The organism is Clavibacter sp., assembly GCF_014802555.1.
Taxonomy (GTDB): Bacteria; Actinomycetota; Actinomycetes; order Actinomycetales; family Microbacteriaceae; genus Clavibacter; species Clavibacter sepedonicus.
Map to the genome: position 1 here is coordinate 1 of NZ_JAAVCB010000017.1, position 23,099 is coordinate 23,099.

Genomic DNA, 23,099 nt, shown 5'->3' on the forward strand with positions numbered 1-23,099 from the left:
ATTACCGTGGGACATCGAGGCCTCCTGGCGATGGTTGAACTGAACAGCTCCATCAAGCCAGGAGGCCTCTTCACACGCCCCGAAGTGTCACCAACGTCATGGCCGAGTACAGCTAGCGGCCGAGCTTGGGGGCGAAGATGCGGGCGATGAGCCGGGCGACGATGTTCAGCGCCATGACGATGAGGATCAGCACGAGCGCGCCGGTCCACGCGCGGTCCACGTAGGCGAACGCGTCGCTGCCCTGGTCGGCGTACTGCCGGAAGACGAACACCGGCAGGGTCATCATCTGGTCCTCGAAGGGGTTGTAGTTCATGCTCTGCGTGAACCCGGCGACGATGAGGAGCGGTGCGGTCTCGCCGATGACGCGGGCGATCGCGAGCATCACGCCCGTGACGATGCCGGCGAGCGACGTGGGCAGCACGATCTTCATGATCGTCAGCCACTTCGGCACGCCGAGCGCGTAGGACGCCTCGCGGAGCTCGTTCGGCACCAGCTTGAGCATCTCCTCGGCGCTGCGCACGACCACGGGGATCATCAGCACCGAGAGAGCCAGCGCACCGCCGAAGCCCAGGCGGACGCCCGGGCCGAGGAAGATGACCAGCAGCGCGTAGGCGAAGAGGCCCGCGACGATCGACGGGATGCCCGTCATCACGTCGACGAAGAACGTGATGGCGCGGGCCAGGCGGCCGCGGCCGTACTCGGCGAGGTAGATGGCCGCCATCAGGCCCACGGGGATGGAGATCACCGCGGCGATGGCCGTGACGATCAGCGTGCCGATGATGGCGTGGAGGCCGCCCCCGCCCTCGCCCACCACGTTGCGGAGGCTCGAGTTGAAGAAGAGCGGGTCGAAGCGGGCGGAGCCGTTGGTGACGGCCGTGAACACGAGCGAGATCAGCGGGATGAGCGCGAGCACGAACGCGACGGTGACGAGGATCGTGATGACCCGGTCCTTCGCCTTCCGCTCGCCCTCCACGGCGAGCGAGAAGAGGAACAGCGCGATGCCGAAGAGGATCGTGCCGAACACCGCCGTGCCGACGACGTTGAAGTCGTCCGCGGCACCCGAGAGCTCGAGCACCAGGAAGATGGCCGCCATGACGAGCCAGGACACGACGAAGATCGCGGGGGCCGTGAAGCGGTGCAGCTTCCCGGCGGTGAGGGAGTTGGGCAGGGTGCTCGCGACGGGCCGCGTGCGGGAGGGGGCTGTGGTGGCCATCAATTCGCTCTGGAGAAGGCCTTGCGGCGGCTGATGATGTAGCGGGCCAGCATGTTGACGGCCAGCGTGATGACGAAGAGCATGAGGCCGGATGCGATGAGCTCGTTGATCTTGAGGCCGTACGCCTCAGGGAAGCTCAGCGCGATGTTCGCGGCGATGGTGTTCGAGTTCGTCGACTGGAACCACGCGAAGTTCACGACCGCGGCGGGGGAGAGGACGATCGCGACCGCCATCGTCTCGCCGAGGGCGCGGCCGAGGCCGAGCATGGAGGCCGAGATGATGCCGGGGCGACCGAACGGCAGCACGGCGGTCTGGATCATCTCCCAGCGCGTGGCGCCGAGGGCGAGCGCGGCCTCCTCGTGCAGCTTCGGCGTCTGGAGGAAGACCTCGCGGGAGAGGGCGGTGACGATGGGCAGGATCATGACGGCGAGGACGACCGCGACCGTGAAGATCGTGCGGCCGGTGCCCGAGACGGGGCCGGCGAAGAGCGGGAACCACCCGAACGTGTCGGTGAGGAAGACGTAGAACGGCTGCAGGAACTTCGCCAGCACCGCGATGCCCCAGAGCCCGAAGACGACCGAAGGCACGGCGGCCAGCAGGTCGATGATGTACCCCAGGCCCTGCGCCAGGCGGCGGGGCGCGTAGTGCGAGATGAAGAGCGCGATGCCGATGGCGACGGGCACGGCCATGAGCATGGCGAGCGCCGCGGCGTAGACGGTGCCGAACATGAGCGGCCCGACGTAGGCCCAGAAGCCCCCGCCGCCGGAGACCTCGGCAGGGGGCGCCGTGAGGGCGGGGATGCTCTGCACGATGAGGAACAGCGCCACGGCCGCGAGGATCACGAGGATCAGCGTCCCGGACCCCCGGGAGAGGCCGGAGAAGACGCGGTCGCCGACGCGGGCCTTGGGCTTCGCGTCCTGGGAGCTGCGGCGAGCTGCGGGGGCGGCGGCGACGTCGCGCGGCCGATCGGACTCGGGAGCCTGGGGAGGCTGCGGGGCGGCGGTCGTCATGGGGCGGGTTCCCTACGGTCTGGATGGTGGGGCTTCGGGCGGCGGGCCGCCCGTGGGGACGCCCCCTGACCCGCGCTGGCGCGGATCAGGGGGCGGACGGGGAGTGCTACTTGATCGACTCGACCGCGGTCTTCACCTGAGCGGCGACCGTGTCGGAGAGCGGCGCGGCGCCGGCCTTCTCGGCGGCGAGCGCCTGGCCCTCGGTGCTGGTCACGTAGCCGAGGTAGGCCTTGACGAGCTCGCCGACTGCCGGCTCCTTGTACTCCTGGCAGGCGATGAGGTAGCTGACGAGGACGATCGGGTAGACACCCGACTCGGTGGTGGAGTAGTCGATGTCGAAGACGACGTCGTTCGCCTCGCGGCCCTCGGCCTCGGGCGACGCCTCGACGACGGCGGCTGCGGCCTCGGGCGAGTAGCCGACGAACTCGTCGCCGACCTTGATCTTCGCGACGCCGAGGGTGCCGGCCTTGGACGCGTCGGCGTAGCCGATGATGTTGCTTCCACCCTTGACGGCGTCGACGACGCCGGTCGTGCCCTGGGCCGCCTCGCCGCCCTGGTAGGGCCAGACGCCCTTGGGCTCCGCGTCCCAGACGTCCTTCGCGGTGGTGTTGAGGTACTTCGCGAAGTTCTCGGTGGTGCCCGAGTCGTCCGAGCGGTGCACGGCGGTGATGCCGGCGTCGGGCAGCGTGGCGTCGGGGTTGAGCGCGACGATGGCCGGGTCGTTCCACTTCGTGATGGTGCCCTTGAAGATGCCCGCGGTGGTGGCGGCGTCGAGGTTCAGGTCCTTCACGCCCTCGACCTGGAAGATCAGCGCGATGGGGGAGATGTACGCGGGGAGGTCGATCGGCTTGACGCCGTCGGCGCACTGGCCGAACGTCTTCGTGAGCTCGTCGGTCTTGAGCGCGCGGTCGGAGCCGGCGAAGGCGGCGTTCTGGCCGCCGGCCATGAACGCCTCGCGCCCGGCGCCGGAACCCTCGCCCGCGTAGGTGACGGTGACGTCGGGGTTGGCGGTCTGGAACGCGGCGTTCCATGCCTCCTGGGCGGCGCCCTGGGAGGTGGCGCCGATGCCGTTGAGCGTGCCGGACAGGGTGGACGCGGATGCGTCGCCGCCCTCGGCGGGGGCCTCGTTGGAGGCGCAGGAGGAGAGTGCGAGTGCGGTGACGGCGGCGAGCGCTGCTGCGCTGCTGAGACGCGAGATCTTCACGTGATGGAGCCTTCCGGGTATTTCTTGCTGTGAGGAGGCAGGTGCATGCCCCTCGACGAAGCTATGTCGGGCCATTGACAGGATCGGCCGGAATCGGTGAACGGGAGGTGAACAGACCGCGCGGATGGGCTCGGGCTCAGGACTTCGGGCGCATATTGGTCGGTCGCGGGTCGTGCAGGGGCACGACGATCCGCGGCCCCCGTCAGGCCGACGGCCCGTACGTCTCCACGGCGAGGATCCCCGCCTCCGGATCCGACGCCGACAGGTGCACCACCGAGAACTCGGCGGGCGAGAGCATCCCCGCCCGCGGCATGCGGCTCGCGCTGGGCGTCGCGGTGGCGAGCGCGATCTCGTGCAGGATCTCCGGCAGGACCGGGCTGTGGCTGCAGAGCACCGCGCTGCGGGCCTTGCGCACGCGCTTCGCGACGGTCTCGCGCACGGATCCGCCGTCGATCTCGTACGCGTCCTGGCTGATCCCGGCGTTCTCCTTCACCCGGCGACCGAGGGCCTCCGCGAGGGGCGCGACCGTCTGCAGGCAGCGCTCGGCCGTGCTGCTCGTGACGACCCGCGGCCCGAAGGCGAGCAGCGTCGGGACGATCGCCCGTGCCTGGTCGCGCCCGCGGGCGCTGAGCGGCCGACCCCCGTCGGGACCGTCCCACTCGTACGGCTGCACGGCGTGCCCGTGGCGCAGGGCGATGAGGGCGAACGACCGGTGCGAGCCCGTCTCCACGAGCCCGGCGAAGAGGTCGAGGATCTGCACCTCGCCCGGGTAGTCGAGGCGCTTGCGCGCGTTGGGGATGGAGATCCACTCGACGCTCTCGACCTCGTCGTCCGGCTCGAACCGGCCGGCCTCGACCATGGCGTCCGTGGCCTCGGCGGCCCAGTAGCTGACCGACTTGCGGCGGCCGCCGGAGATGCCGTACTCGATGGCGCCGAGCGGCACGCCGAGCGCGACCCGGAGCCCCGTCTCCTCGTGCACCTCGCGGACGGCGGTCTGCGGGAGCGTCTCGCCGGGATCCACCTTGCCCTTGGGCAGGCTGGTGTCGCGGCGGCGCGTGCGGTGGATGATGAGCACCCGGATCCGCCCCTCGACCACGCGCCAGACGACGGCGCCGGCGGCGAAGACGGAGGGAGCGGGGGTCACGTCGTCCACGCTAGCGGGGACGCTGCGAGCGGTGCCGCGCTCAGCGGAGCACGCGTCGCTTGCGCTTGGTCACGATGCCCATGACCGCGGTCTGCAGGTCCTCCAGCGTGGTACCGTCCGCGCCCTTGTTGCGGCGCGTCCACTCGCCGTCGGAGTCGAGGATCCACGCGGAGGTCGTGTCGGCCATGGCGCGGTCGAACAGGTCCTCGATCTCCTGCAGGTGCGCGGGATCCACGAGCCGCACGAGCGCCTCGACGCGGCGGTCGAGGTTGCGGTGCATCATGTCGGCGCTGCCGATGAAGGCGGCCTGGTCGCCGTCGTTGACGAACGAGAACACGCGGCTGTGCTCGAGGTAGCGGCCGAGGATCGACCGCACCTCGATGTTCTCGCTGAGACCCGGCTGCCCCGGCGTGAGCGAGCAGATGCCGCGCACCCAGACCTGCACGGGCACGCCCGCGTTGCTGGCCCGGTACAGCGCGTCGATGATCTTCTCGTCGACGATGGAGTTGACCTTGATGCGGATGCCGCTCGGCTTGCCGTCGAGCGCGTTCTGCGTCTCCACGGCGATGCGCTTGAGAAGGCCCTTGCGCAGGTGCAGCGGCGCCACGAGCAGGCGCTTGAACTTCTTCTCGATGCCGTAGCCGGAGAGCTCGTTGAACAGGCGCGTGAGGTCCTTGCCCACGACGTCGTCCGCGGTGAGGAGCCCGAGGTCCTCGTAGATGCGGCTCGTCTTGGGGTTGTAGTTGCCCGTGCCGATGTGGCTGTAGTGCCGGAGCACGCCGCCCTTCTCCTGGCGGATGACGAGCGCGAGCTTGCAGTGCGTCTTGAGCCCGGCGACGCCGTAGACGACGTGCACGCCGGCCTTCTCGAGCTTGCGGGCCCACGTGATGTTGGCCTGCTCGTCGAAGCGGGCCTTGATCTCCACCAGGGCCAGCACCTGCTTGCCCGCCTCGGCCGCGTCGATGAGCGCCTCGACGATGGGGCTGTCGCCGCTCGTGCGGTAGAGCGTCTGCTTGATGGCGAGCACGTGCGGATCCGCCGCCGCCTGCTCGAGGAACGCCTGCACGCTCGTGGTGAAGGACTCGTAGGGGTGGTGCAGCAGGATGTCCTGCTGCGCGATGGAGCGGAAGATGTCGGCGCGCGAGTTGTCCTCGGCCGGCTTCAGGGCGACCGCCGTCGTGGGCACGTTGTTCGGGTAGTGCAGCGCCGGCCGGTCGAGCTTGGCGAGGTCGAACAGGCCGCCGAGGTCGAGCGGGGAGGGGAGCGTGAACACCTCCTGCTCGGTGATGTCGAGCTCGCGCATGAGGAGGTCGAGCGTGACCGCGTCCATGTCGTCCGAGATCTCGAGGCGGATGGGCGGGCCGAACCGGCGGCGCAGCAGCTCCTTCTCGAGGGCCTGGATGAGGTTCTCGGTCTCGTCCTCCTCGATCTGCACGTCCTCGTTGCGCGTGACGCGGAACACGTGGTGCTCGACGATCTCCATGCCGGGGAACAGCGTCTGCAGCTGGTTCGCGATGAGGTCCTCGAGCGCGATGAAGTCGATGGGGCCGGACCGCGTGTCGGGCGTGAGCGGCATGAAGCGCGGCAGCATCTGCGGCACCTTGATGCGCGCGAACTCCTGGCGGTTCGTCTTCGGGTTGCGGATGCGCACCGAGAGGTTGAGCGACAGGCCGGAGATGTAGGGGAACGGGTGGGCGGGATCCACCGCGAGCGGCATGAGCACGGGGAACACCTGCTCGGAGAAGAGCTCGTGCAGGCGGTCCTGCTGCGCCTCGTCGAGCGAGTCCCAGCGCACGATGCGGATGCCGTGCTCCTCGAGCGCCGGACGGACGCTGTCGTTGAAGGCGGCCGCGTGACGGACCTGCAGGCGGTAGGCGGTCTCATTGATCGCGGAGAGCACCTCGGCCGGCGTGCGGCCGATGTTCGTGGGGACGGCGAGGCCCGTGGCGATGCGGCGCTTGAGGCCGGCGACGCGGACCATGAAGAACTCGTCGAGGTTGCTCGCGAAGATGGCGAGGAAGTTGGCGCGCTCGAGGACGGGCAGCTCGGGATCCTCCGCCAGCTCCAGCACCCGGCGGTTGAACGCCAGCCAGCTCAGCTCGCGGTCGAGGAAGCGCCCCTCCGGGAGGGTCCCGTCGTCCTCGAGGAGCTCATCCTCGTCGTCGAAGTCGTCCAGGGATTCGGCGACCGCCTTCGCATCGCCGATGTACGTCTCGCTGTCCATCCGCCCATCATGGCATCGCGGTGCGCGCTCCGGCCTCCGCCAGGTGAACGCAGGGTGAACCGCATCGGGGCAGCGCCGGGGGAGGCGCGGGGATCAGGCGCGGCGGTACTGGACGTCGACCGCGGCGTCGCGGAAGGCGGCCCGTCGGTACAGCGCGAGCGCCGGGGTGTTGTCCGCCTCGACGTAGAGGTCGACCTCGTCGTGGCCGCGCTCGGCGAGCAGGTCGAGGCCGGCCGCGAGGAGCGCGGATCCGAGTCCGCGGGCGGCCCGGTCGGGATCCACGCCCAGCACGTACACCTCCGCCTGGCCGCCATCGACCTTGAGCCAGTGGAAGCCGGCGAGCCGGCCGTCCGCGTCACGGGCGAGGAGCAGCGATGCCGGGTCGAACCACGCCTCGGCGACGCGGTCGTCGAGGTCGCCGCGGGTCATGCGGCCCTGCTCGGGGTGGCTGGCGAAGGCGCGCGCGTTCAGCGCGACCCAGTCGTCGGCGTCGTCTGCGGTGAAGGAGGAGAGCGCGACGCCCGCGGGCATCTGGCGTTCGCCGAGGCCCGTGCGCGCCTCGGCGACCGACGCGCGCAGCTGCAGGAGCTCGCGGGCCCGGTCGAGGCCGGTCGCGTCGGCGAGGGCGCGGGCCGCGGGGTGGTCGCCGTGCGCCCACACCGAGACGGGGGAGCCCGCGGCCTCCGCGAGCACGGCGTCGAGGAGCGCGCGGCCGACGCCCCGGCGGCGGTGGGCCGGATCCACGACGAGCTCGGCCTCGATCCCGGCATCGCCGTGCGCGACCACGGCCGCGCCGAGCGGGTCGTCGTCCGTGCCGTGGGCGAGGAGGAGGGTCGGGCCGCCGTCCGCGCCGAGCGTGAGGCGGGTCTGCTCGTTGAAGGGGGCGACGCCGTCGTCCGCGCGTGCGCGGTCGGCGAGCGCGAGGATCCCGCGGACGGCGTCGGGGGCGGGCTCGACATGGGCGACGCGCGGAGCGTCAGGCTCCGGCGGGGGCGGGAACGCGCTCACTGTCCTCCTCGTACACGTTGAAGCGGTAGCCGACGTTGCGCACGGTGCCGATGAGCGACTCGAGGTCGCCGAGCTTGGCCCGCAGGCGCCGCACGTGCACGTCGACCGTGCGGGTGCCGCCGAAGTAGTCGTAGCCCCACACCTCGCTGAGCAGCTGCTCGCGCGTGAAGACCCGCGACGGGTGGCTCGCGAAGAAGCGCAGCAGCTCGAACTCCTTGAACGTGAGGTCGAGCGGCTTGCCGTGCACCTTGGCGGAGTAGCTGGCCTCGTCGATGACCACGCCGGACGCCTGGATCTTGCTGCCCGTGTGCTCGAGGGCCGCGCGGCCGATGACGAGGCGCACGCGCGCGTCGACCTCGGCGGGGCCGGCCGAGTCGAGGATCACGTCGGTCGCGCCCCAGTCGGCGCTCACCGCCGTGAGGCCGCCCTCGGTGAGCACGAGGATGAGCGGCGTGCCGCCGCCCGTGGTGGTGAGGATCTTGCAGAGCGACTTGGCGCTGGCGAGGTCGCGACGGGCGTCGACCAGGACGAGGTCGGCCGCGGGGGCGTTCACCAGGCTCGCGGCATCGGCCTGGATGTGCCGCGTTCGGTGGCTGAGGAGCCCGAGCGCCGGGAGCACGTCGGTGTCCGCGGACGAGGTCAGGATCAACAGCTGGGCCACAGGGATCCTCCATGGATGAATTGCCCCCATGATACGTGGGGCAGGATTGCGGGGTGACCTCCCCCCTGCGCAGCCTCGTCCCCGTCTGGCTGGCCGCCGCCGTCGGCGCGGTCGTGGTGGCGATCGCGGTCGGCCCCGACGCGGCACCACGGTGGTTCCCGCTCGTGCTCGCCGTATGCGTCATCGCGACCTTCGTGATCCAGCTGGCGCTGCCCCGCAAGACCGGCTTCGTCGACCGCGCCGTCGGCAGCGTCGTCGGCGCCGTGCTCGTGCTCGCGGTCGCCACGGCCGTCGTGCTCCTGGTGCCCGTCGCCGCGTAGACCGGCCGGCCGGATCGGCCCGCCCGTGGGGTAGATTGAGGCCATGTCGTCGCTGCTTGCTCTGGAACTCTTCTTCACCGGACTGCTGGTCCTGGCGAGCCTCTCCATCGGCTGGGTGTCGCTCGTCGTGGTCTACAACCTCTTCCGCGGCCAGCGCTGACCGCGCGCCGCATGATCGAGATCCCGACCGGCCTGCCCGCCGAGCTCGTCCCCCTGTCTTGGCTCCTCGGCGTCTGGGAGGGCTCCGGCGTCGTCGAGTACGCCGTCGGCGACGAGACGGTCCGCCGCGAGTTCGGCCAGCGCATCAGCTTCAGCCACGACGGACTGCCGCACCTCAACTACTCCTCGTACGCGTGGATCGAGGGCGATGACGGCCCGGTGCCGTTCGTCACCGAGACCGGCTACTGGCGGCTGCGGCGCCGCGTCACCGACGGCGACCCGGGCCCGGCGATGCTGCCGCCCACCGACGAGCGCCCGTTCACCACGGCCGAGGAGGTCGAGACGCTCTGCAACGCGGACGGCGGCTTCGATGTCGAGGTCGCGCTCGTCCACCCCGGCGGAGTCAGCGAGCTCTACGTGGGACAGGTGAAGAGCGCGCGCATCGACCTCGCGACCGACGCGGTCCTGCGCACCGAGGGAGCGAAGTCGTACACGGGCGCGACCCGGCTCTACGGGTTCGTCGAGCGCGACCTGCTCTGGGCGTGGGACATCGCGGCGCTCGGCCAGCCGCTGCGCACGCACGCCTCCGGGCGGGTGTCGCATGTCGACTGAGCCGGATCCCGCCGTCGCCCGCTCGCCCTTCCTCGACCTGCCCGGCGCCGTCGCCGCGGATGGACCGGACGCCGGCGTGCCCGCGCACCTCGGATCCCTCGTGCAGGAGCAGCGTGCGCTCGCCGCGGGCACGGCGATAGTCGACCTGTCGCACCGCGCCGTCCTCTCCGTGACGGGGGAGGACCGGCTGACCTGGCTCGACTCCATCACCAGCCAGTCGCTCCGCGGCCTCGCGCCCGGCGACTCCGCCGAGACGCTCTTCCTCGACCAGAACGGCCGCCTCGAGCATGCGGTCGGTGTGCTCGACGACGGCGTCAGCACGTGGCTCCTGCTGGGTGCAGGAGATGCGGCGTCCCTGCTCGCCTACCTGCAGCGGATGCGCTTCATGCTCCGGGTCGAGCCCGCGGATCGCACGGCCGAGATGGCCGTCATCGGCACGCTGGGCGAGCCCGACCTCCCTGTCGCGGCCCCTGCCGGCGTGCCGCTCGTGTGGCGGGATCCGTGGGCGCACGTCGTCCCCGGCGGCCACCAGTACGCGGCGGCCGCGTCGCACCCGGGCGAGGGCTGGACGTGGAGCGAGCGCCTCGTGCCGCGCTCCGAGCTGCCGGGCGTCGCCGCGCGGGCCGCGTCCGGCGACCTTCCGGTCGCGGGCGTCCTCGCGGCGGAGGCCCTGCGGATCGCCGCGTGGCGCCCGCGCTTCGCGACCGAGGTCGACGACCGCACCATCCCGCACGAGCTCGACTGGCTGCGGAGCGCCGTGCACCTCAGCAAGGGCTGCTACCGCGGCCAGGAGACGGTCGCCAAAGTGCACAACCTCGGCCGACCGCCGCGCCGCCTCGTCCTGCTGCAGCTCGACGGGTCGGACGCGGTGCTGCCCGGCGCCGGATCCGAGGTGCGGCTCCCCGCCGCCGACGACGGCGCCCCGGGCGAGGTCGTCGGATCCGTCACCTCAAGCGCGCTGCACCACGAGCTCGGCCCGGTCGCGCTCGCGGTCGTGCGCCGCAACGTCGATCCCGCCCTCCAGCTCGAGGTCGTCGCCGACGACGTGCGCGTGCAGGCCATGCAGGACGTGATCGTGCCCACCGACGCCGGCCGATCCGCCGACGTCCCCCGCCTCCCTCGGCTCGGTGCGGTCCGCCGCTGAGCGCGCGCGGGAGCGCTCGGCCCGTGCCGCCCGCACCCTGAGGCACCGGGCGGATCCGCGCGCCGCGCTCCTGCGCCTGTGGGGATCCGCGCCCGCCGCCCTGCAGATCGCCATCGCCGCGACGGGCGGCTGGGCCTTCGCGCACCACGTGCTCGGCCACGACACCCCGCTCCTCGCGACCACCGTCACCATCACGAGCCTCGGCTTCGTCCGCGACGCCCGGCCGGTCCGGGTGCTCGAGACCGCCATCGGCATGACCGTCGGGATCACGCTCAGCGAGGTGCTCCTGCTCGGCATCGGGCGCGGTGCCTGGCAGCTGTTCGTCATCATCCTGGCGACGCTGCTCGTGGCGCGGTTGCTGTCGTCGAACGCCGCGTTCGCTGTCGCCGCCGGGGTGCAGGCCGTGCTCGTCGCCCTCCTGCCCGCGCCGCCGGGCGGGGTGTTCGTGCGCAGCGTGGACGGGCTCGTGGGCGGGGCGGTGGCGCTGCTCGCCACCGCGCTCATCCCGCGGGATCCGCGCAGGCAGGCCCTCCGCGAGGCCCGCCGCGTGTTCTCCGAGTGCTCGTACGCGCTCACCTCGCTCGTCACGGCGCTGCGGCTCGGCGACGCGACCGCCGCCGACCGCGCGCTCGACCGGCTCCGGCGCACGCAGCCGCTCATCGACGCGTGGAGCGCCGCGGCCGACTCGGCCCTCTCCATCGCGCGGATCTCGCCGTTCCTCCGCCGCCACGTGCCGGAGCTGCGCGAGCAGCGGCGCGTGCTCGACGGCATGGACCTCGCGGTGCGGAACCTGCGCGTGATCTCGCGGCGCATCGACTTCCTGGTCGTCGACGGGGTCCGCCGGCCGATGCTCGCGGAGCTGCTCGCGACCGTCTCGAACGGCGTGAACCTCCTCGGCCAGAGCCTCGCGGATCCGTCGGCCGCGCCCCTCGCCCAGCAGAACCTCGTGCTCGTGGCGGTGCGGCTGGATCCGCGCGAGCTCATCCCCGGCGCCCCCGTCGGCGAGGTGATGCTCGTGATGCTCCTCCGCCCCCTGCTCGTCGACCTCCAGGTCGCGTCGGGCATCGACGCGGACACGGCTCGACGGGCGCTGCCGGAGGTCTGAGCCGCGCTGCCGCTGCGGGTGTGCACAGACGGGCAGTCGGACGTCCGCCGGACGGTACGGTCACCCCGGTCACCCCGGTCACCCCGATCACCCCGATCACCCCGATCGCAGGTACGCCGTCCGCGCGGACTCCTCCGTGCCGACGCCCCGCGCGCCGCTCGTGCGTCGTGACGACCCTCCGACAGCGCGGCGGGCACCTCCCTCCACGCCCCGCCGGACACGACAGGACACCATGCGCATCACGAGACCCACGATCATCTGCACGCTGGCGGTGGTCGCGCTCGCCGCGGCCATGGCCGCCCCCGCCCCCGCCCAGGCGGCGGCCGCGCCGTACCGCGTCGAGGCCGCGGCGCCCAAGGGCCAGGTCGCCGTGGAGGAGGTCACGGTCGTCCTCGTCGACCCGCAGGGCGTCGCGCCGGACTACACGCGGGAGGACGTCGCGTCGAACCTCGCCAAGGTCGACGCGTACTACGCGAACGAGACCGGCGGCCGCGTGCGCGTCCACGCCACCTCGATCAGCGACTGGCAGGTCCCCGACGACCCGGGCGTGCGATGCGACGACTTCGCCTCGGTGAACGCGTTCGCTCAGCGGTACTCGGGCTTCACCCCCGGACCGGACGCGCACCTCATGGCGATGGTGCCGCACGACGACGCATGCGCGCAGTTCTCCAACGGGTCGGAGGGCGAGGGCGTGAACGACGGCGGGTTCGTGTTCATCGGACAGGACCTCCCCACCACCCTCGCGCACGAGCTCGGCCACAACATGTCGCTGTTCCACGCGTCGTCGGTGCGGTGCTCCGACTCGTGGGACTACGACGAGCGCGCCATGCCCGCCTCCTGCACGCGATCGGAGTACGGGAACGACGCCGACCTGATGGGCAACGCGTACACGTTCCTGCCGTTCACCGCGGGGACGCTCGACCGGCTCGGGCTCATCTCGCACCGCGTCGTGCCCACGTGCGGAGCCACCAGGCGCATCGACATCCAGACCATGTCGAGCGGCTTCGACGCGCAGCGGATCGTCTCCTGGGCGGACCCGGAGGATCCGTCGGTGAGCTGGTTCGTGCAGTACCGGGACGTCGTCGACGGGCAGGAGTACGCGGCCGTCGACGACTCGCCGTACGCGGACAGGGACATCCGGCCGTCGGGCGTGCAGCTGTCGCGCACCGATCCGCTGTACCCGGAGGCCACGTCCATCGCCGTCCGGCCGGGCGACACGTCGGTGACGGCCCAGCGGCTCGTGCCGGGCGACGAGGCGGACCTGCGGCACGGCATGTCGGTGAGCGTCGTGGGCATGGACGAGGACGCGCACCTCGCGACGGTCGACGTGACCGTGCCCTGCGGCGCCGGCGGCCGGACGGTCGAGCCGACGCGGTCCGATGCGCGGTCGATCCCCTCCGGCGCCATCATGCAGCAGGCGCCGGGCATGCCGTCGATGCTGGGCGAGCCGTCAGGGCGGCCGGGCGCGGCGGCGATGCCGGGCATGCCCGCGATGCCCGCGATGCCGGGCATGTCCGCGATGTCGGACATCGATCACGCCGCCATGGGCATGCAGCCTCCGGGAGCGGCCACCATCTCGGTCCCCGGACCCCGGTGGAACGTCGCGCGGATCCTCCGCGCCTCCTGACGCGACGGGATCGAGCGGCCCGACCGGCCCGACCTCGCCTCAGGGCCGGTCGGGCTGCGGCGCCACCGCCGACCACGGCACCGTCAGCTCCCCGAGCCGCCAGCGCGCGTGCCCGCCCTCGACGGGCACGCCCGCGTCGCGCATCCGCCGCACCGCGCCCAGCCACTGCTGCCGGGGACCGTAGACGCCGAGCGGCGCGCTGAGGATCCAGCTGCGGTCGAGGAGGGCGAGCACCTCGTGCACGCGCTCGCCGGGGACGTTGCGGTGGATGAGCGCCTTCGGCAGCCGCTCGGCGACGATCGAGGGCAGCTCCAGCCCCGCCAGGCGCAGCGAGACGGTGAGGCTGCGCGGCCCGTCCTCGCGCACGTCGACCCAGCTCGCGACCCGGCCGATCTCGTCGCACGTGCCCTCCACCACGGATCCGCCGGGGGCGAGCCGGGCCGCCATGCGCGCCCACGCCGCGGGCACGTCCGCCTCGTCGTACTGCCGCAGCACGTTGAAGGCGCGGATCACCGTGGCGCGCTCGCCGCCGGGCAGCGGCACCTCGAACCCGCCGCGGACGAAGGAGATCCGCTCCCGTGCGGAGGCATCGGGCCACGCGGCGAGCTGCTCGCGGGCGCGGGCGACGCGTCCCGGCTCGATCTCGATGCCCACGACGCGCACGTCGGGCCGCGTCGCGCGCAGCCGCCGGTGCATCTCGAGCGCCGTGATCCCGCTCGCGCCGTAGCCGAGGTCGACCACCAGCGGCGCGTCCGCGGTGCGCAGCGAGTCGAGGGTCGCGATCCACCTGTCCACGCGCCGGAGGCGGTTCGTGTTGGTCGTCCCGCGCGTCACGGAACCGACGGGGGAGGCGGGGACCGGCATGGGATCAGTCTCCCATCGCTCGATAGGCTGATCGCATGGCTGAACCCCGCACCCTCGTGCTGTTGCGTCACGGCAACAGCGACTGGAACCAGAAGAACCTGTTCACCGGATGGGTGGACGTCGAGCTGAGCGAGCAGGGTGTCGCGGAGGGGCAGCGCGCCGGCGAGCTCCTCGCCGAGTCCGGCATCCTCCCCGACGTACTGCACACCTCCGTCCTCATCCGCGCCATCGACACCGCCAACATCGCGCTCAAGCGCGCCGGCCGCTCGTGGATCCCCGTCCAGCGCACCTGGCGCCTCAACGAGCGCCACTACGGCGCGCTGCAGGGCAAGGACAAGGCCCAGACCCTCGCCGAGTACGGCCCCGAGCAGTTCGCCACCTGGCGCCGCTCGTTCGACGTGCCGCCGCCCCCCATCGCCGACGACGACGAGTACTCGCAGTCGGCCGACCCCCGCTACGCCGACCTCGGCGACACGCTGCCCCGCACCGAGTGTCTCAAGGACGTCATCGAGCGGATGCTGCCGTACTGGGAGTCCGACATCCAGCCCGACCTCGCCTCCGGCCGCACCGTGCTCGTCACGGCGCACGGCAACTCGCTGCGTGCGCTCGTCAAGCACCTCGACGGGATCTCCGACGCGGACATCGCGGAGCTCAACATCCCGACCGGCATCCCGCTCGTCTACCGCCTCGACGAGGACTTCCGCCCGATCGTCCCCGGCGGCGAGTACCTCGACCCGGAGGCCGCCGCCGCAGGCGCTGCGGCCGTGGCCGCGCAGGGCTCCAAGAAGTAGCCCTCCCGCCCGAACGGACGACGAGAGCCCGACCGGATCATCCGGTCGGGCTCTCGTCATCGCTGCGGGTCGTGGCCCGCCGCGGGATCAGGCGTCGGCCTGTACCCAGTCGCCGGTCGCGAGGTACTGCACGGTCTTCGCGATGGACACCGCGTGGTCGGCGAAGCGCTCGTGGTAGCGGCTGGCGAGCGTGGAGTCGACCGTGTCCACGGCCGCGCCCTTCCAGGTCTCGCCGAGCACCTTGTCGAAGACGCTGAGGTGCAGCTCGTCGATGCGGTCGTCGTCGTTGCGGATCTCCTCGGCGAGCTTCGCGTCCTCGGTCGTGAGGAGGTCCGTGAGCTTGCGGGCGATCGCCACGTCGAGCTGACCGAGCTCGAGGAACGTCGGGCGCAGCGACTTCGGGACCACCTTGTCCGGGAAGCGGTAGCGCGACAGCTGCGCGATGTGCTCGGCCAGGTCACCCATCCGCTCGAGCGACGCGCTGATGCGCAGCGCGCTGACGACGATGCGCAGGTCGCGCGCGACGGGCTGCTGGCGGGCGAGGATGTTGATCGCCAGTTCGTCGAGGCTCGTGGCGAGCTCGTCGATACGGCGGTCCTGCTCGATGACGGTCTCGGCGAGGCTGACGTTCGACTCGTTGAACGCGCGGGTCGCGTTCTCGATGGAGATGGCGACGAGCGCGGAGATCTCGATGAGACGCTCCTGGACCTCGTGGAGCTCCTGCTGGAACACTTCGCGCATGGGGGACGTCCTTTCAGGCCGCCCCGCTGCGAGGGGCGGGGTGGTTCTCGGGCAGAGCGGGCCCTGGTGGCGGGCCCACGTCCTCCGACTCTGGTCATGCGAGGTTAACGCACGGTGCCGACGAGCTGAATTCGCGGCCCCGTGGGGCCTCTGCGGCGGTCGGACGGCCGGGAGACCCCGATGCCGTCTCCTAGTGTGGGCGCATGGACACCGGTGCGTTGGTGCTCGTCTGCCTCCTCATCGGATTGGCGGTCGGCGCGGGATTCGTGTGGCTGCTGCACCACGCGGCGGACCGCGGCGACCGCGCCGTCGAGATCACGAACCCGGTGGTCCCCGACGGCGTCGACGAGGTGCTCGAGGCGCTCGAGTCGGCGGGCATCGTGCTCGACCCGTCCAACAACGTGATGAAGGCGTCGCCCGGCGCCATCTCCTCCGGCCTCGTCTTCCACCAAGCGCTCGTGCATCCCGAGCTCGTCACGATGGTCGACCGCGTGCGCCGATCCGGTGAGCCGCTGGCGGAGGAGGTGTCGCTCGCACGCGGGCCCTTCGGCGCTGCGGAGTTCCAGATGCACGTCCGCGTCGCCCGGCTCGGCACCCGCTATGTCCTGCTCCTCGCGCAGGACCGCACCGAGTCGCACCGGCTCGACCAGGTGCGCCGCGACTTCGTGGCGAACATCAGCCACGAGCTGAAGACGCCCATCGGCGCGGTCGGGCTCCTCGCGGAGGCGCTCGACTCCTGCGCCGACGACGCCGTCCAGGTGCGGCGGTTCGCGGCCCGGCTCACCACGGAGTCGGCCCGGCTGGCGCGCATCACGCAGGAGATCATCGAGCTGTCGCGGCTCGAGGCGGCCAACGCGCTGGAGAAGGCGGAGCCCGTCGACGTCGACCACGTGATCAGCGTCGCGCTCGACCAGGTGCGGCTCGGGGCGGAGCTCCGCGGGATCGAGCTCGCCCGGGGCAAGCGGTCGCGCTCCACCGTCTACGGCGACGAGGCCCTCCTCGTGGTCGCGGTCGCCAACCTCCTGAGCAACGCCGTGAACTACTCGCCCGACGGATCCCGCGTCGGCATCGGCGTCATGGTCGACGACGGCGCCGTCGAGGTCGTGGTCGCCGACCAGGGCATCGGCATCCCGGAGGACGAGCAGAGCCGGATCTTCGAGCGCTTCTTCCGCGTCGACCAGGCCCGCGCCCGCGACACCGGCGGCACGGGACTCGGGCTCAGCATCGTCAAGCACGTCGTGCAGAATCATGGCGGCGACGTACGTGTCTGGTCCCGTCCTGGCCGCGGCTCGACCTTCACCATCCGCCTCCCCGAGGCATCGCAGACCCCGGCGCTCGCCGGTACGGACATCGGAGAACCCACGTGACACGCATCATGCTCGTCGAGGACGAGGCGTCGCTCAGCGAGCCGCTCGCCTTCCTGCTCCAGCGCGAGGGATACGAGGTGGACGTCGTCGAGGACGGCCCCGCCGCGGTGGCCGCGTTCGAGAAGGACGGCACCGACCTCATCCTTCTCGACCTCATGCTCCCCGGCCTCCCCGGCACCGAGGTGTGCCGGGAGATCCGCACGCGCTCGGCCGTGCCGATCATCATGCTCACCGCCAAGGACTCCGAGGTGGACATCGTGGTGGGCCTCGAGCTGGGCGCCGACGACTACGTGACCAAGCCGTACTCGACGCGGGAGCTGCTGGCCCGGATCCGCGCGGTGCTCCGCCGCCGCGTCGAGGTCGACGACGAGCCGCTCAACGTGCTCGAGGTCGGCTCCGTGCGCATGGACGTGGAGCGGCACACGGTCGAGGTCGACGGCCGTGAGATCGCGATGCCGCTGAAGGAGTTCGAGCTGCTCGAGCTGCTGCTGCGGAACGCGGGGCGCGTCCTCACGCGCGGCCAGCTCATCGACCGGGTGTGGGGGTCCGACTACTTCGGCGACACCAAGACGCTCGACGTGCACATCAAGCGGATCCGCTCCAAGATCGAGCGCGAGCCGTCCGACCCCGTGCTCCTCGTGACCGTCCGCGGGCTGGGCTACCGCTTCGAGGCGTAGGCCGCCGACCGGCCGGCATGACAAAGGCCCCGTCCCCCTGGGGGGGGCGGCCTTCGTCGCGAGAGGCCGCGAGCGCGACCGGCGGACTAGTTCGTGCTGTCCTCGAGGCCCTCGTCGCCCTCGGTGGTGCCGGGCGTCGTGGTGACCTTCGTGTCCGGGGTGGAACCGGTCTCGCCGGGCACCAGGTTCGTGTACGTCTCCTGGTCGCCATTGAGCACGGGGACGTCCATCTCGACGCCCTCGGCGTCGCCGTACTGGATGTAGATCTTGGTGAGCGAGCCCGGCGTCGGGTCGACCGAGTCGAAGGTGATGCGCTGGGAGTCCTCGGCGCCGAACTTGGTGAGGCCGGGGGCCGCCGTGACGGTGCGCGTCTCGCGGTCCGCGCTGCCCTCGGTGAGCTCGTGCTGGAAGGCGACGCGCAGGCTGTCGCCGGAGTTGTTGACGAGCGTCACCACGAGGCTCGCGCCGGCCGACGATCCGCCCTCGGTGAGGAGGATCGCGTTGCGCACCTCGATGTCGCCGACCGTGGCGTCGAAGCCGTCACTCGGGAAGTAGGAGATCTGCGTGGCCTGGGGCGTGATGAACGTGCACGACGACGTGCCGACCGCGATCAGGGCCGCGAGGACGATGGGCGATGCGGTACGCGCTCTCACGGGACCCTCCGGTTGTCGCGCGGGCCGGCGCCGGGGCGTCCGGAGGCGTCCGCGCTGGATCAGCTGACCCGCTCAGCCTACGGGATCGGCTGGCGCGCGGCCGCCCGAGGGCGCGCGGGACCCGGCTGGTATCCTGGAGACCACGTCCACAGAACGGGGAACCCATTGCTCTTCGAGGTCGGCGAGACCGTCGTGTACCCGCATCACGGTGCCGCGACCATCATCGAGGTGAAGAAGCGCGTCATCCGGGGCGTGGAGAAGCTGTACCTCAAGCTCGACGTCAACCAGGGCGGCCTGCAGATCGAGGTGCCCGCGGAGAACGTCGACATGGTCGGTGTCCGCGACGTCATCGGGCGCGAGGGCGTGGAGAGCGTGTTCGCGGTGCTGCGCGCCGAGTTCACCGAGGAGCCCACCAACTGGTCGAGGCGCTACAAGGCGAACCTCGAGAAGCTCGCGTCGGGCGACGTGCTGAAGGTGGCCGAGGTCGTGCGCGACCTGTGGCGCCGCAACCAGGACCGCGGCCTGTCCGCCGGCGAGAAGAGCATGCTGCAGAAGGCGCGCGGCATCCTCGTGGGCGAGCTCGCTCTCGCGGAGAAGACGGACGAGGAGCACGCGTCCACGCTGCTCGACGAGGTCCTCGCCTCCTGAGGTCGTCGCCTCGTGACCCGTCCGCCGTGGGCGCACGTCGCCGCCGGTAGCCTGACGGCATGAGCCACGACCCCGTCGTCCCGTCCGCCTCCGTGCCCGCGGACGGTGCGCAGGACGGGCCCCGGCTCGGCGTCGTCGTCGTGGCCGCGGGCAGCGGCACGCGGCTCGGGGCCGGGATCCCGAAGGCGCTCGTCGAGGTCGGTGGGGCCACTCTGCTCGCCCGCTCCCTGGGATCGGTCCTCGGCCTGGCGGAGGAGGCGCACGTCGTGGTCGTCGCTCCGGAGACGCACCTGGCCGAGACGACCGCCGTCGTGGACGCCGTCGCGGGCGTGGCGCGGGGCTCCGTCGCGGTCGTCGTCGGGGGAGCCACCCGGCAGGGCTCGGTGGCGGCCGGCCTCGCCGCGCTCGCCGGATCCGTCGACACGGTCCTCGTGCACGACGCCGCCCGCGCGCTCACGCCCGCCGCCCTCTTCGCCGCCGTGGCCGTCGCCGTCCGCGCCGAGGGTGCAGGCATCGTCCCCGGCCTCCCCGTCACCGACACGGTCAAGCGCCTGGACCCGGACGGGGAGTGCCTCGGCACCGTCGACCGCAGCGACCTGGTCGGGGTCCAGACCCCTCAGGGCTTCCCGCGCGCCGCCCTCGACGCCGCGTACGCCCGCGCCGACGCTGAGCACACGGACGACGCCGCCCTGTTCCAGGCGTCGGGCGGCCGCGTCCGCGTGATCCCCGGCGACGCGCTCGCCTTCAAGGTCACCACCGCGTGGGACCTCCGGCGCGCGGAGGAGCTCGTCGCCCGGGATGCGGGCACCGGATCCGCCGCATCGCGCCTCCGCTCCGGCATCGGCACCGACGTGCATGCGACGGACGCGACCCAGCCGCTCTGGCTCGCCGGGCTGCACTGGCCGGGCCAGCCGGGTCTCGCCGGACACAGCGACGGCGACGCGGTCAGCCACGCGATGTGCGACGCGCTCCTCTCCGCCGCGGGCCTCGGGGACATCGGCGGCGTCTTCGGCACCGACGACCCCGAGCTCGACGGCGCGCACGGCGAGGTCTTCCTGCGGCGGACGGCGGAGCTCGTGCGCGGCGCGGGGTACCGCATCGTCAACGTGGCCGTGCAGGTCATGGCCGTCCGCCCCAAGCTGTCGCCGCGGCGGGCCGAGGCCGAGCGGATCCTCTCGGCCGCCGTGGGCGCGCCCGTCTCGCTCGCCGGCACCACCACGGACGGGCTCGGCTTCACGGGTCGCGGCGACGGCGTCGCGGCGGTCGCGACGGCCCTCGTCGAGCGCGTCTGACTGCGTCGTCGCCGGCGCCGTCGGGCGCCGTCCCCGCCCGTCATCCGGCGGGGGCGCGGATGCGCGCTGACTAGGATCTCTCTGTGACCCTGCGCCTCCATGACTCCCGGACGCAGTCCCTCCGGGACTTCGTGCCGCTCGTCGACGGCAGGGTCGGCATCTACGTCTGCGGTCCCACCGTGCAGTCGGCGCCGCACATCGGACACCTCCGGAGCGCGCTCGCGTACGACCAGCTGCGCCGATGGCTCGCGTACCGCGGGCTCGACGTCACGCTCGTCCGCAACGTGACGGATATCGACGACAAGGTGATCGACAACGCGCGCCGGGGCCAGGAGGCCGGCGGCACGGAGGAATGGTGGGCGCTCGCCTACCGCGTCGAGCTCGAGTTCTCCCGCGCGTACGCGGCCCTCGGGATCCTCCCGCCGAGCTACGAGCCCCGCGCCACCGCGAGCATCGGCGAGATGCAGGCCATCATCGGGCGCCTCGTCGAGCGCGGGCACGCGTACCCGGCCGACGACGGATCCGGCGACGTCTACTTCGACACCGCGTCCTGGCCCGAGTACGGCGAGCTGACCCGCCAGCGCGCCGCCGACATGGAGGCCGCCGCCGACGCGGATCCGCGCGCCAAGCGCGACGTGCGCGACTTCGCCCTCTGGAAGGGCGCGAAGCCCGGTGAGCCCGCGAGCGCGTCGTGGCCGTCGCCGTGGGGCGCCGGCCGTCCGGGCTGGCACATCGAGTGCTCCGCGATGTCCACGCGCTACCTCGGCGCCGAGTTCGACATCCACGGCGGCGGCCTCGACCTCCGCTTCCCGCACCATGAGAACGAGCTCGCGCAGTCCCGCGCGGCGGGGGATCCGTTCGCGCGCTACTGGCTGCACAACGGGCTCGTCGCCGTCGCCGGCCAGAAGATGAGCAAGTCGCTCGGCAACTCGCTGTTCGCCGCCGACCTGCTCGCCTCGGCCCGGCCGGTCGTGGTCCGCTACTTCCTCGGATCCGCGCACTACCGCTCGACCCTCGAGTTCCACGACGGCGCGCTCGCCGAGGCCGAGGCGGCCCTCGACCGCATCGAGACCTTCCTCGACCGCAGCGCCCGCCGCCTCGCCGGCACGCGCTTCCAGGCCGAGCCCGCGGCGACGGACGGCGCGCCCGCCGCCGTGCCCGACGAGTTCGCCGAGGCGATGGACGACGACCTGAGCGTGCCGCAGGCCCTCGCCGTGCTGCATGACGCCGTGCGCGCGGGCAACGCCGCCCTCGATGCGGGCGACCTCCAGGAGGCCGCGTCGCTGCGCGCCGACGTCTCCGCGATGGTGGCCGTGCTCGGGATCGACCCGCTGGCCGACGAGTGGCGCACCGCGTCCGACCAGCCCGCGCGCCGTGCGCTGCAGGCGCTGGTCGAGCACCGCATCGCCGAGCGACAGACCGCGCGGGAGGCCAGGGACTTCGCCCTCGCCGACCGCATCAGACAGGAGCTGGCCGAGGCCGGCATCACGATAGAGGACTCGCCTGGCGGGTCGCATTGGAGCATCGATGGCGAATAAGCCCAGCCGCTCAGGCGCGGTACGGAAGACCAAGAAGGGCCCGCTCAAGGGATCCGGAGGGCAGGGCAGGCAGGCCCTCGAGGGCAAGAAGCCCACGCCCAAGGCCGAGGACCGGCCGTACCACCCCGCAGGCAAGCGCAAGCTCGCGAAGGACCGGTACGAGGCGGCGTCCGCGGGTGCCAACCGCGGCCGTGACGAGCGCGCCGAGCGCTCGGCCGCACCCCGATCCGCGGCGCCCCGCGCCCGCGCGACTGACCGCCCCGCCGGCGCCGACGCCCCGCGCGCCCGCCGCGCGAAGCAGCAGGACGAGTCCGAGGTCGTCACCGGCCGCAACTCGGTGGTCGAGGCGCTCCGGGCCAAGATCCCCGCGACCGCGCTCTACATCGCGTCGCGCATCGAGTACGACGACCGCGTCAAGGAGGTGCTGTCGCTCGCCACCGGGCGCGGGATCCCCGTGCTCGAGGTCATGCGCCCCGAGCTCGACCGCATCGCCGGCCACGACGCCGTGCACCAGGGCCTCGCGCTCAAGGTGCCGCCGTACGAGTACGCGGACGCGATCGAGCTGCTCGACAAGACCATCTCGCGCGGCCAGGTGCCGCTCATGGTCGCGCTCGACGGCATCACCGACCCGCGCAACCTCGGGGCGATCATCCGCTCGGTCGCCGCGTTCGGCGGCCACGGCGTGATCGTGCCGCAGCGCCGCTCGGTCGGCCTCACCGCCAGCGCGTGGAAGACGTCGGCCGGCGCCGCAGCGCGCACGCCCGTCGCCATGGCGTCGAACCTCACGCAGATGCTCAAGGCGCTCAAGCAGCGCGGCGTCTTCGTGGTCGGCCTCGACGGCGGCGGCGACATGTCGCTGCACGAGTTCACGCTCGCCGACCGGCCGATCGTGGTCGTCGTCGGATCCGAGGGCAAGGGCCTGTCTCGCCTCGTCACCGAGACCTGCGACACCATCGTCTCCATCCCGATCGGCGCATCCACCGAGTCGCTCAACGCCGGCATCGCCGCGAGCGTCACGCTCTACGAGATCGGCAAGCTGCGGGCCGCCGCGCGCCGGAAGTAGCACGTCGCACGCACAAAGGAGCCGGGACCCCATG

General features: G+C 72.3%; 22 protein-coding genes. 12 read left to right on the plus strand and 10 right to left on the minus strand.

Annotated elements, in window-relative coordinates; all coding sequences use genetic code 11:
• Nucleotides 1-112 precede the first annotated feature (112 nt).
• The 7 genes from pstA to HDR73_RS01760 form a co-directional block, all read right to left on the minus strand.
• Entirely contained in the window at nucleotides 113-1,213 is a 1,101-nt protein-coding gene (gene pstA / locus HDR73_RS01730) for a phosphate ABC transporter permease PstA (protein WP_041464715.1), read from the minus strand.
• Nucleotides 1,213-2,223 (minus strand): phosphate ABC transporter permease subunit PstC, encoded by a 1,011-nt coding sequence (pstC, locus tag HDR73_RS01735; RefSeq protein WP_012299967.1) that lies wholly within the window; start codon nucleotides 2,221-2,223, stop codon nucleotides 1,213-1,215. Before pstC ends, pstA begins: the two co-directional genes overlap by 1 nt.
• 106 nt (nucleotides 2,224-2,329) lie before the next feature.
• Nucleotides 2,330-3,427 carry a phosphate ABC transporter substrate-binding protein PstS gene (locus HDR73_RS01740; RefSeq protein ID WP_012299968.1) on the minus strand — a complete coding sequence of 366 codons (1,098 nt, stop codon included), beginning with the start codon at nucleotides 3,425-3,427 and terminating at the stop codon, nucleotides 2,330-2,332.
• Nucleotides 3,428-3,629: 202 nt separating this feature from the next.
• Nucleotides 3,630-4,580 (minus strand): NUDIX hydrolase, encoded by a 951-nt coding sequence (locus tag HDR73_RS01745; protein ID WP_012299969.1) that lies wholly within the window; start codon nucleotides 4,578-4,580, stop codon nucleotides 3,630-3,632.
• A gap of 31 nt (nucleotides 4,581-4,611) precedes the next feature.
• Complete coding sequence (locus HDR73_RS01750) at nucleotides 4,612-6,795, minus strand: RNA degradosome polyphosphate kinase (RefSeq protein WP_012299970.1); 2,184 nt, start codon at nucleotides 6,793-6,795, stop codon at nucleotides 4,612-4,614.
• A gap of 93 nt (nucleotides 6,796-6,888) precedes the next feature.
• Nucleotides 6,889-7,803, minus strand: a complete 915-nt coding sequence (mshD, locus tag HDR73_RS01755) for a mycothiol synthase (protein ID WP_012299971.1) — start codon at nucleotides 7,801-7,803, stop codon at nucleotides 6,889-6,891.
• A complete protein-coding gene (locus tag HDR73_RS01760; RefSeq protein ID WP_012299972.1) occupies nucleotides 7,772-8,464 on the minus strand; it encodes a response regulator transcription factor in 693 nt (230 codons plus the stop codon). Before HDR73_RS01760 ends, mshD begins: the two co-directional genes overlap by 32 nt.
• 53 nt (nucleotides 8,465-8,517) lie before the next feature.
• Between HDR73_RS01760 and HDR73_RS01765 the strand changes: the two genes are divergently transcribed.
• From HDR73_RS01765 to HDR73_RS01785, 5 genes are all read left to right on the plus strand, one after another.
• Complete coding sequence (locus tag HDR73_RS01765; protein WP_012299973.1) at nucleotides 8,518-8,784, plus strand: hypothetical protein; 267 nt, start codon at nucleotides 8,518-8,520, stop codon at nucleotides 8,782-8,784.
• Nucleotides 8,785-8,955: 171 nt separating this feature from the next.
• Nucleotides 8,956-9,555, plus strand: a complete 600-nt coding sequence (locus HDR73_RS01770) for a heme-binding beta-barrel domain-containing protein (protein WP_012299974.1) — start codon at nucleotides 8,956-8,958, stop codon at nucleotides 9,553-9,555.
• Nucleotides 9,545-10,699 carry a CAF17-like 4Fe-4S cluster assembly/insertion protein YgfZ gene (gene ygfZ, locus HDR73_RS01775; protein ID WP_012299975.1) on the plus strand — a complete coding sequence of 385 codons (1,155 nt, stop codon included), beginning with the start codon at nucleotides 9,545-9,547 and terminating at the stop codon, nucleotides 10,697-10,699. The genes HDR73_RS01770 and ygfZ overlap by 11 nt, the downstream gene beginning before the upstream one ends.
• The gene (locus tag HDR73_RS01780) at nucleotides 10,683-11,804 is read left to right on the plus strand and encodes an FUSC family protein (protein WP_012299976.1); all 1,122 of its coding nucleotides are present in this window, start codon (nucleotides 10,683-10,685) and stop codon (nucleotides 11,802-11,804) included. Before ygfZ ends, HDR73_RS01780 begins: the two co-directional genes overlap by 17 nt.
• Before the next feature lie 232 nt (nucleotides 11,805-12,036).
• Nucleotides 12,037-13,431, plus strand: a complete 1,395-nt coding sequence (locus HDR73_RS01785; RefSeq protein WP_012299977.1) for a zinc metalloprotease — start codon at nucleotides 12,037-12,039, stop codon at nucleotides 13,429-13,431.
• Between the two features lie 39 nt (nucleotides 13,432-13,470).
• On the opposite strand, the gene HDR73_RS01790 is transcribed toward HDR73_RS01785, so the two are convergent.
• Nucleotides 13,471-14,295: a class I SAM-dependent methyltransferase gene (locus HDR73_RS01790; RefSeq protein WP_012299978.1), complete on the minus strand. Its 825-nt coding sequence runs from the start codon at nucleotides 14,293-14,295 to the stop codon at nucleotides 13,471-13,473.
• A 35-nt stretch (nucleotides 14,296-14,330) separates the two neighbouring features.
• Here HDR73_RS01790 and HDR73_RS01795 point away from each other — a divergent pair, with 35 nt between their 5' ends.
• Nucleotides 14,331-15,086, plus strand: coding sequence for a phosphoglyceromutase (locus HDR73_RS01795; protein WP_012299979.1), 756 nt, complete (start codon nucleotides 14,331-14,333; stop codon nucleotides 15,084-15,086).
• A gap of 87 nt (nucleotides 15,087-15,173) precedes the next feature.
• On the opposite strand, the gene phoU is transcribed toward HDR73_RS01795, so the two are convergent.
• Nucleotides 15,174-15,827 carry a phosphate signaling complex protein PhoU gene (gene phoU, locus HDR73_RS01800; RefSeq protein WP_015491088.1) on the minus strand — a complete coding sequence of 218 codons (654 nt, stop codon included), beginning with the start codon at nucleotides 15,825-15,827 and terminating at the stop codon, nucleotides 15,174-15,176.
• Between the two features lie 203 nt (nucleotides 15,828-16,030).
• Between phoU and HDR73_RS01805 the strand changes: the two genes are divergently transcribed.
• Both HDR73_RS01805 and HDR73_RS01810 read left to right on the plus strand, forming a co-directional pair.
• Nucleotides 16,031-17,194 (plus strand): sensor histidine kinase, encoded by a 1,164-nt coding sequence (locus tag HDR73_RS01805; protein WP_041464716.1) that lies wholly within the window; start codon nucleotides 16,031-16,033, stop codon nucleotides 17,192-17,194.
• Nucleotides 17,191-17,871, plus strand: a complete 681-nt coding sequence (locus HDR73_RS01810; protein WP_012299982.1) for a response regulator — start codon at nucleotides 17,191-17,193, stop codon at nucleotides 17,869-17,871. Before HDR73_RS01805 ends, HDR73_RS01810 begins: the two co-directional genes overlap by 4 nt.
• An 86-nt stretch (nucleotides 17,872-17,957) precedes the next feature.
• Here HDR73_RS01810 and HDR73_RS01815 read toward each other — a convergent pair whose 3' ends face one another.
• Nucleotides 17,958-18,524, minus strand: a complete 567-nt coding sequence (locus HDR73_RS01815) for a hypothetical protein (protein ID WP_012299983.1) — start codon at nucleotides 18,522-18,524, stop codon at nucleotides 17,958-17,960.
• A gap of 165 nt (nucleotides 18,525-18,689) precedes the next feature.
• Here HDR73_RS01815 and HDR73_RS01820 point away from each other — a divergent pair, with 165 nt between their 5' ends.
• The 4 genes from HDR73_RS01820 (at nucleotide 18,690) to rlmB (ending at nucleotide 23,065) form a co-directional block, all read left to right on the plus strand.
• Nucleotides 18,690-19,172 carry a CarD family transcriptional regulator gene (locus tag HDR73_RS01820; RefSeq protein ID WP_012299984.1) on the plus strand — a complete coding sequence of 161 codons (483 nt, stop codon included), beginning with the start codon at nucleotides 18,690-18,692 and terminating at the stop codon, nucleotides 19,170-19,172.
• 59 nt (nucleotides 19,173-19,231) lie between these two features.
• On the plus strand, nucleotides 19,232-20,464 hold the full coding sequence (locus HDR73_RS01825) for a bifunctional 2-C-methyl-D-erythritol 4-phosphate cytidylyltransferase/2-C-methyl-D-erythritol 2,4-cyclodiphosphate synthase (RefSeq protein ID WP_012299985.1): 1,233 nt from the start codon (nucleotides 19,232-19,234) through the stop codon (nucleotides 20,462-20,464).
• Between the two features lie 83 nt (nucleotides 20,465-20,547).
• Nucleotides 20,548-22,002 carry a cysteine--tRNA ligase gene (gene cysS / locus HDR73_RS01830; RefSeq protein ID WP_012299986.1) on the plus strand — a complete coding sequence of 485 codons (1,455 nt, stop codon included), beginning with the start codon at nucleotides 20,548-20,550 and terminating at the stop codon, nucleotides 22,000-22,002.
• Nucleotides 21,992-23,065: a 23S rRNA (guanosine(2251)-2'-O)-methyltransferase RlmB gene (gene rlmB / locus HDR73_RS01835; RefSeq protein WP_287136200.1), complete on the plus strand. Its 1,074-nt coding sequence runs from the start codon at nucleotides 21,992-21,994 to the stop codon at nucleotides 23,063-23,065. The genes cysS and rlmB overlap by 11 nt, the downstream gene beginning before the upstream one ends.
• Nucleotides 23,066-23,099: the final 34 nt, after the last annotated feature.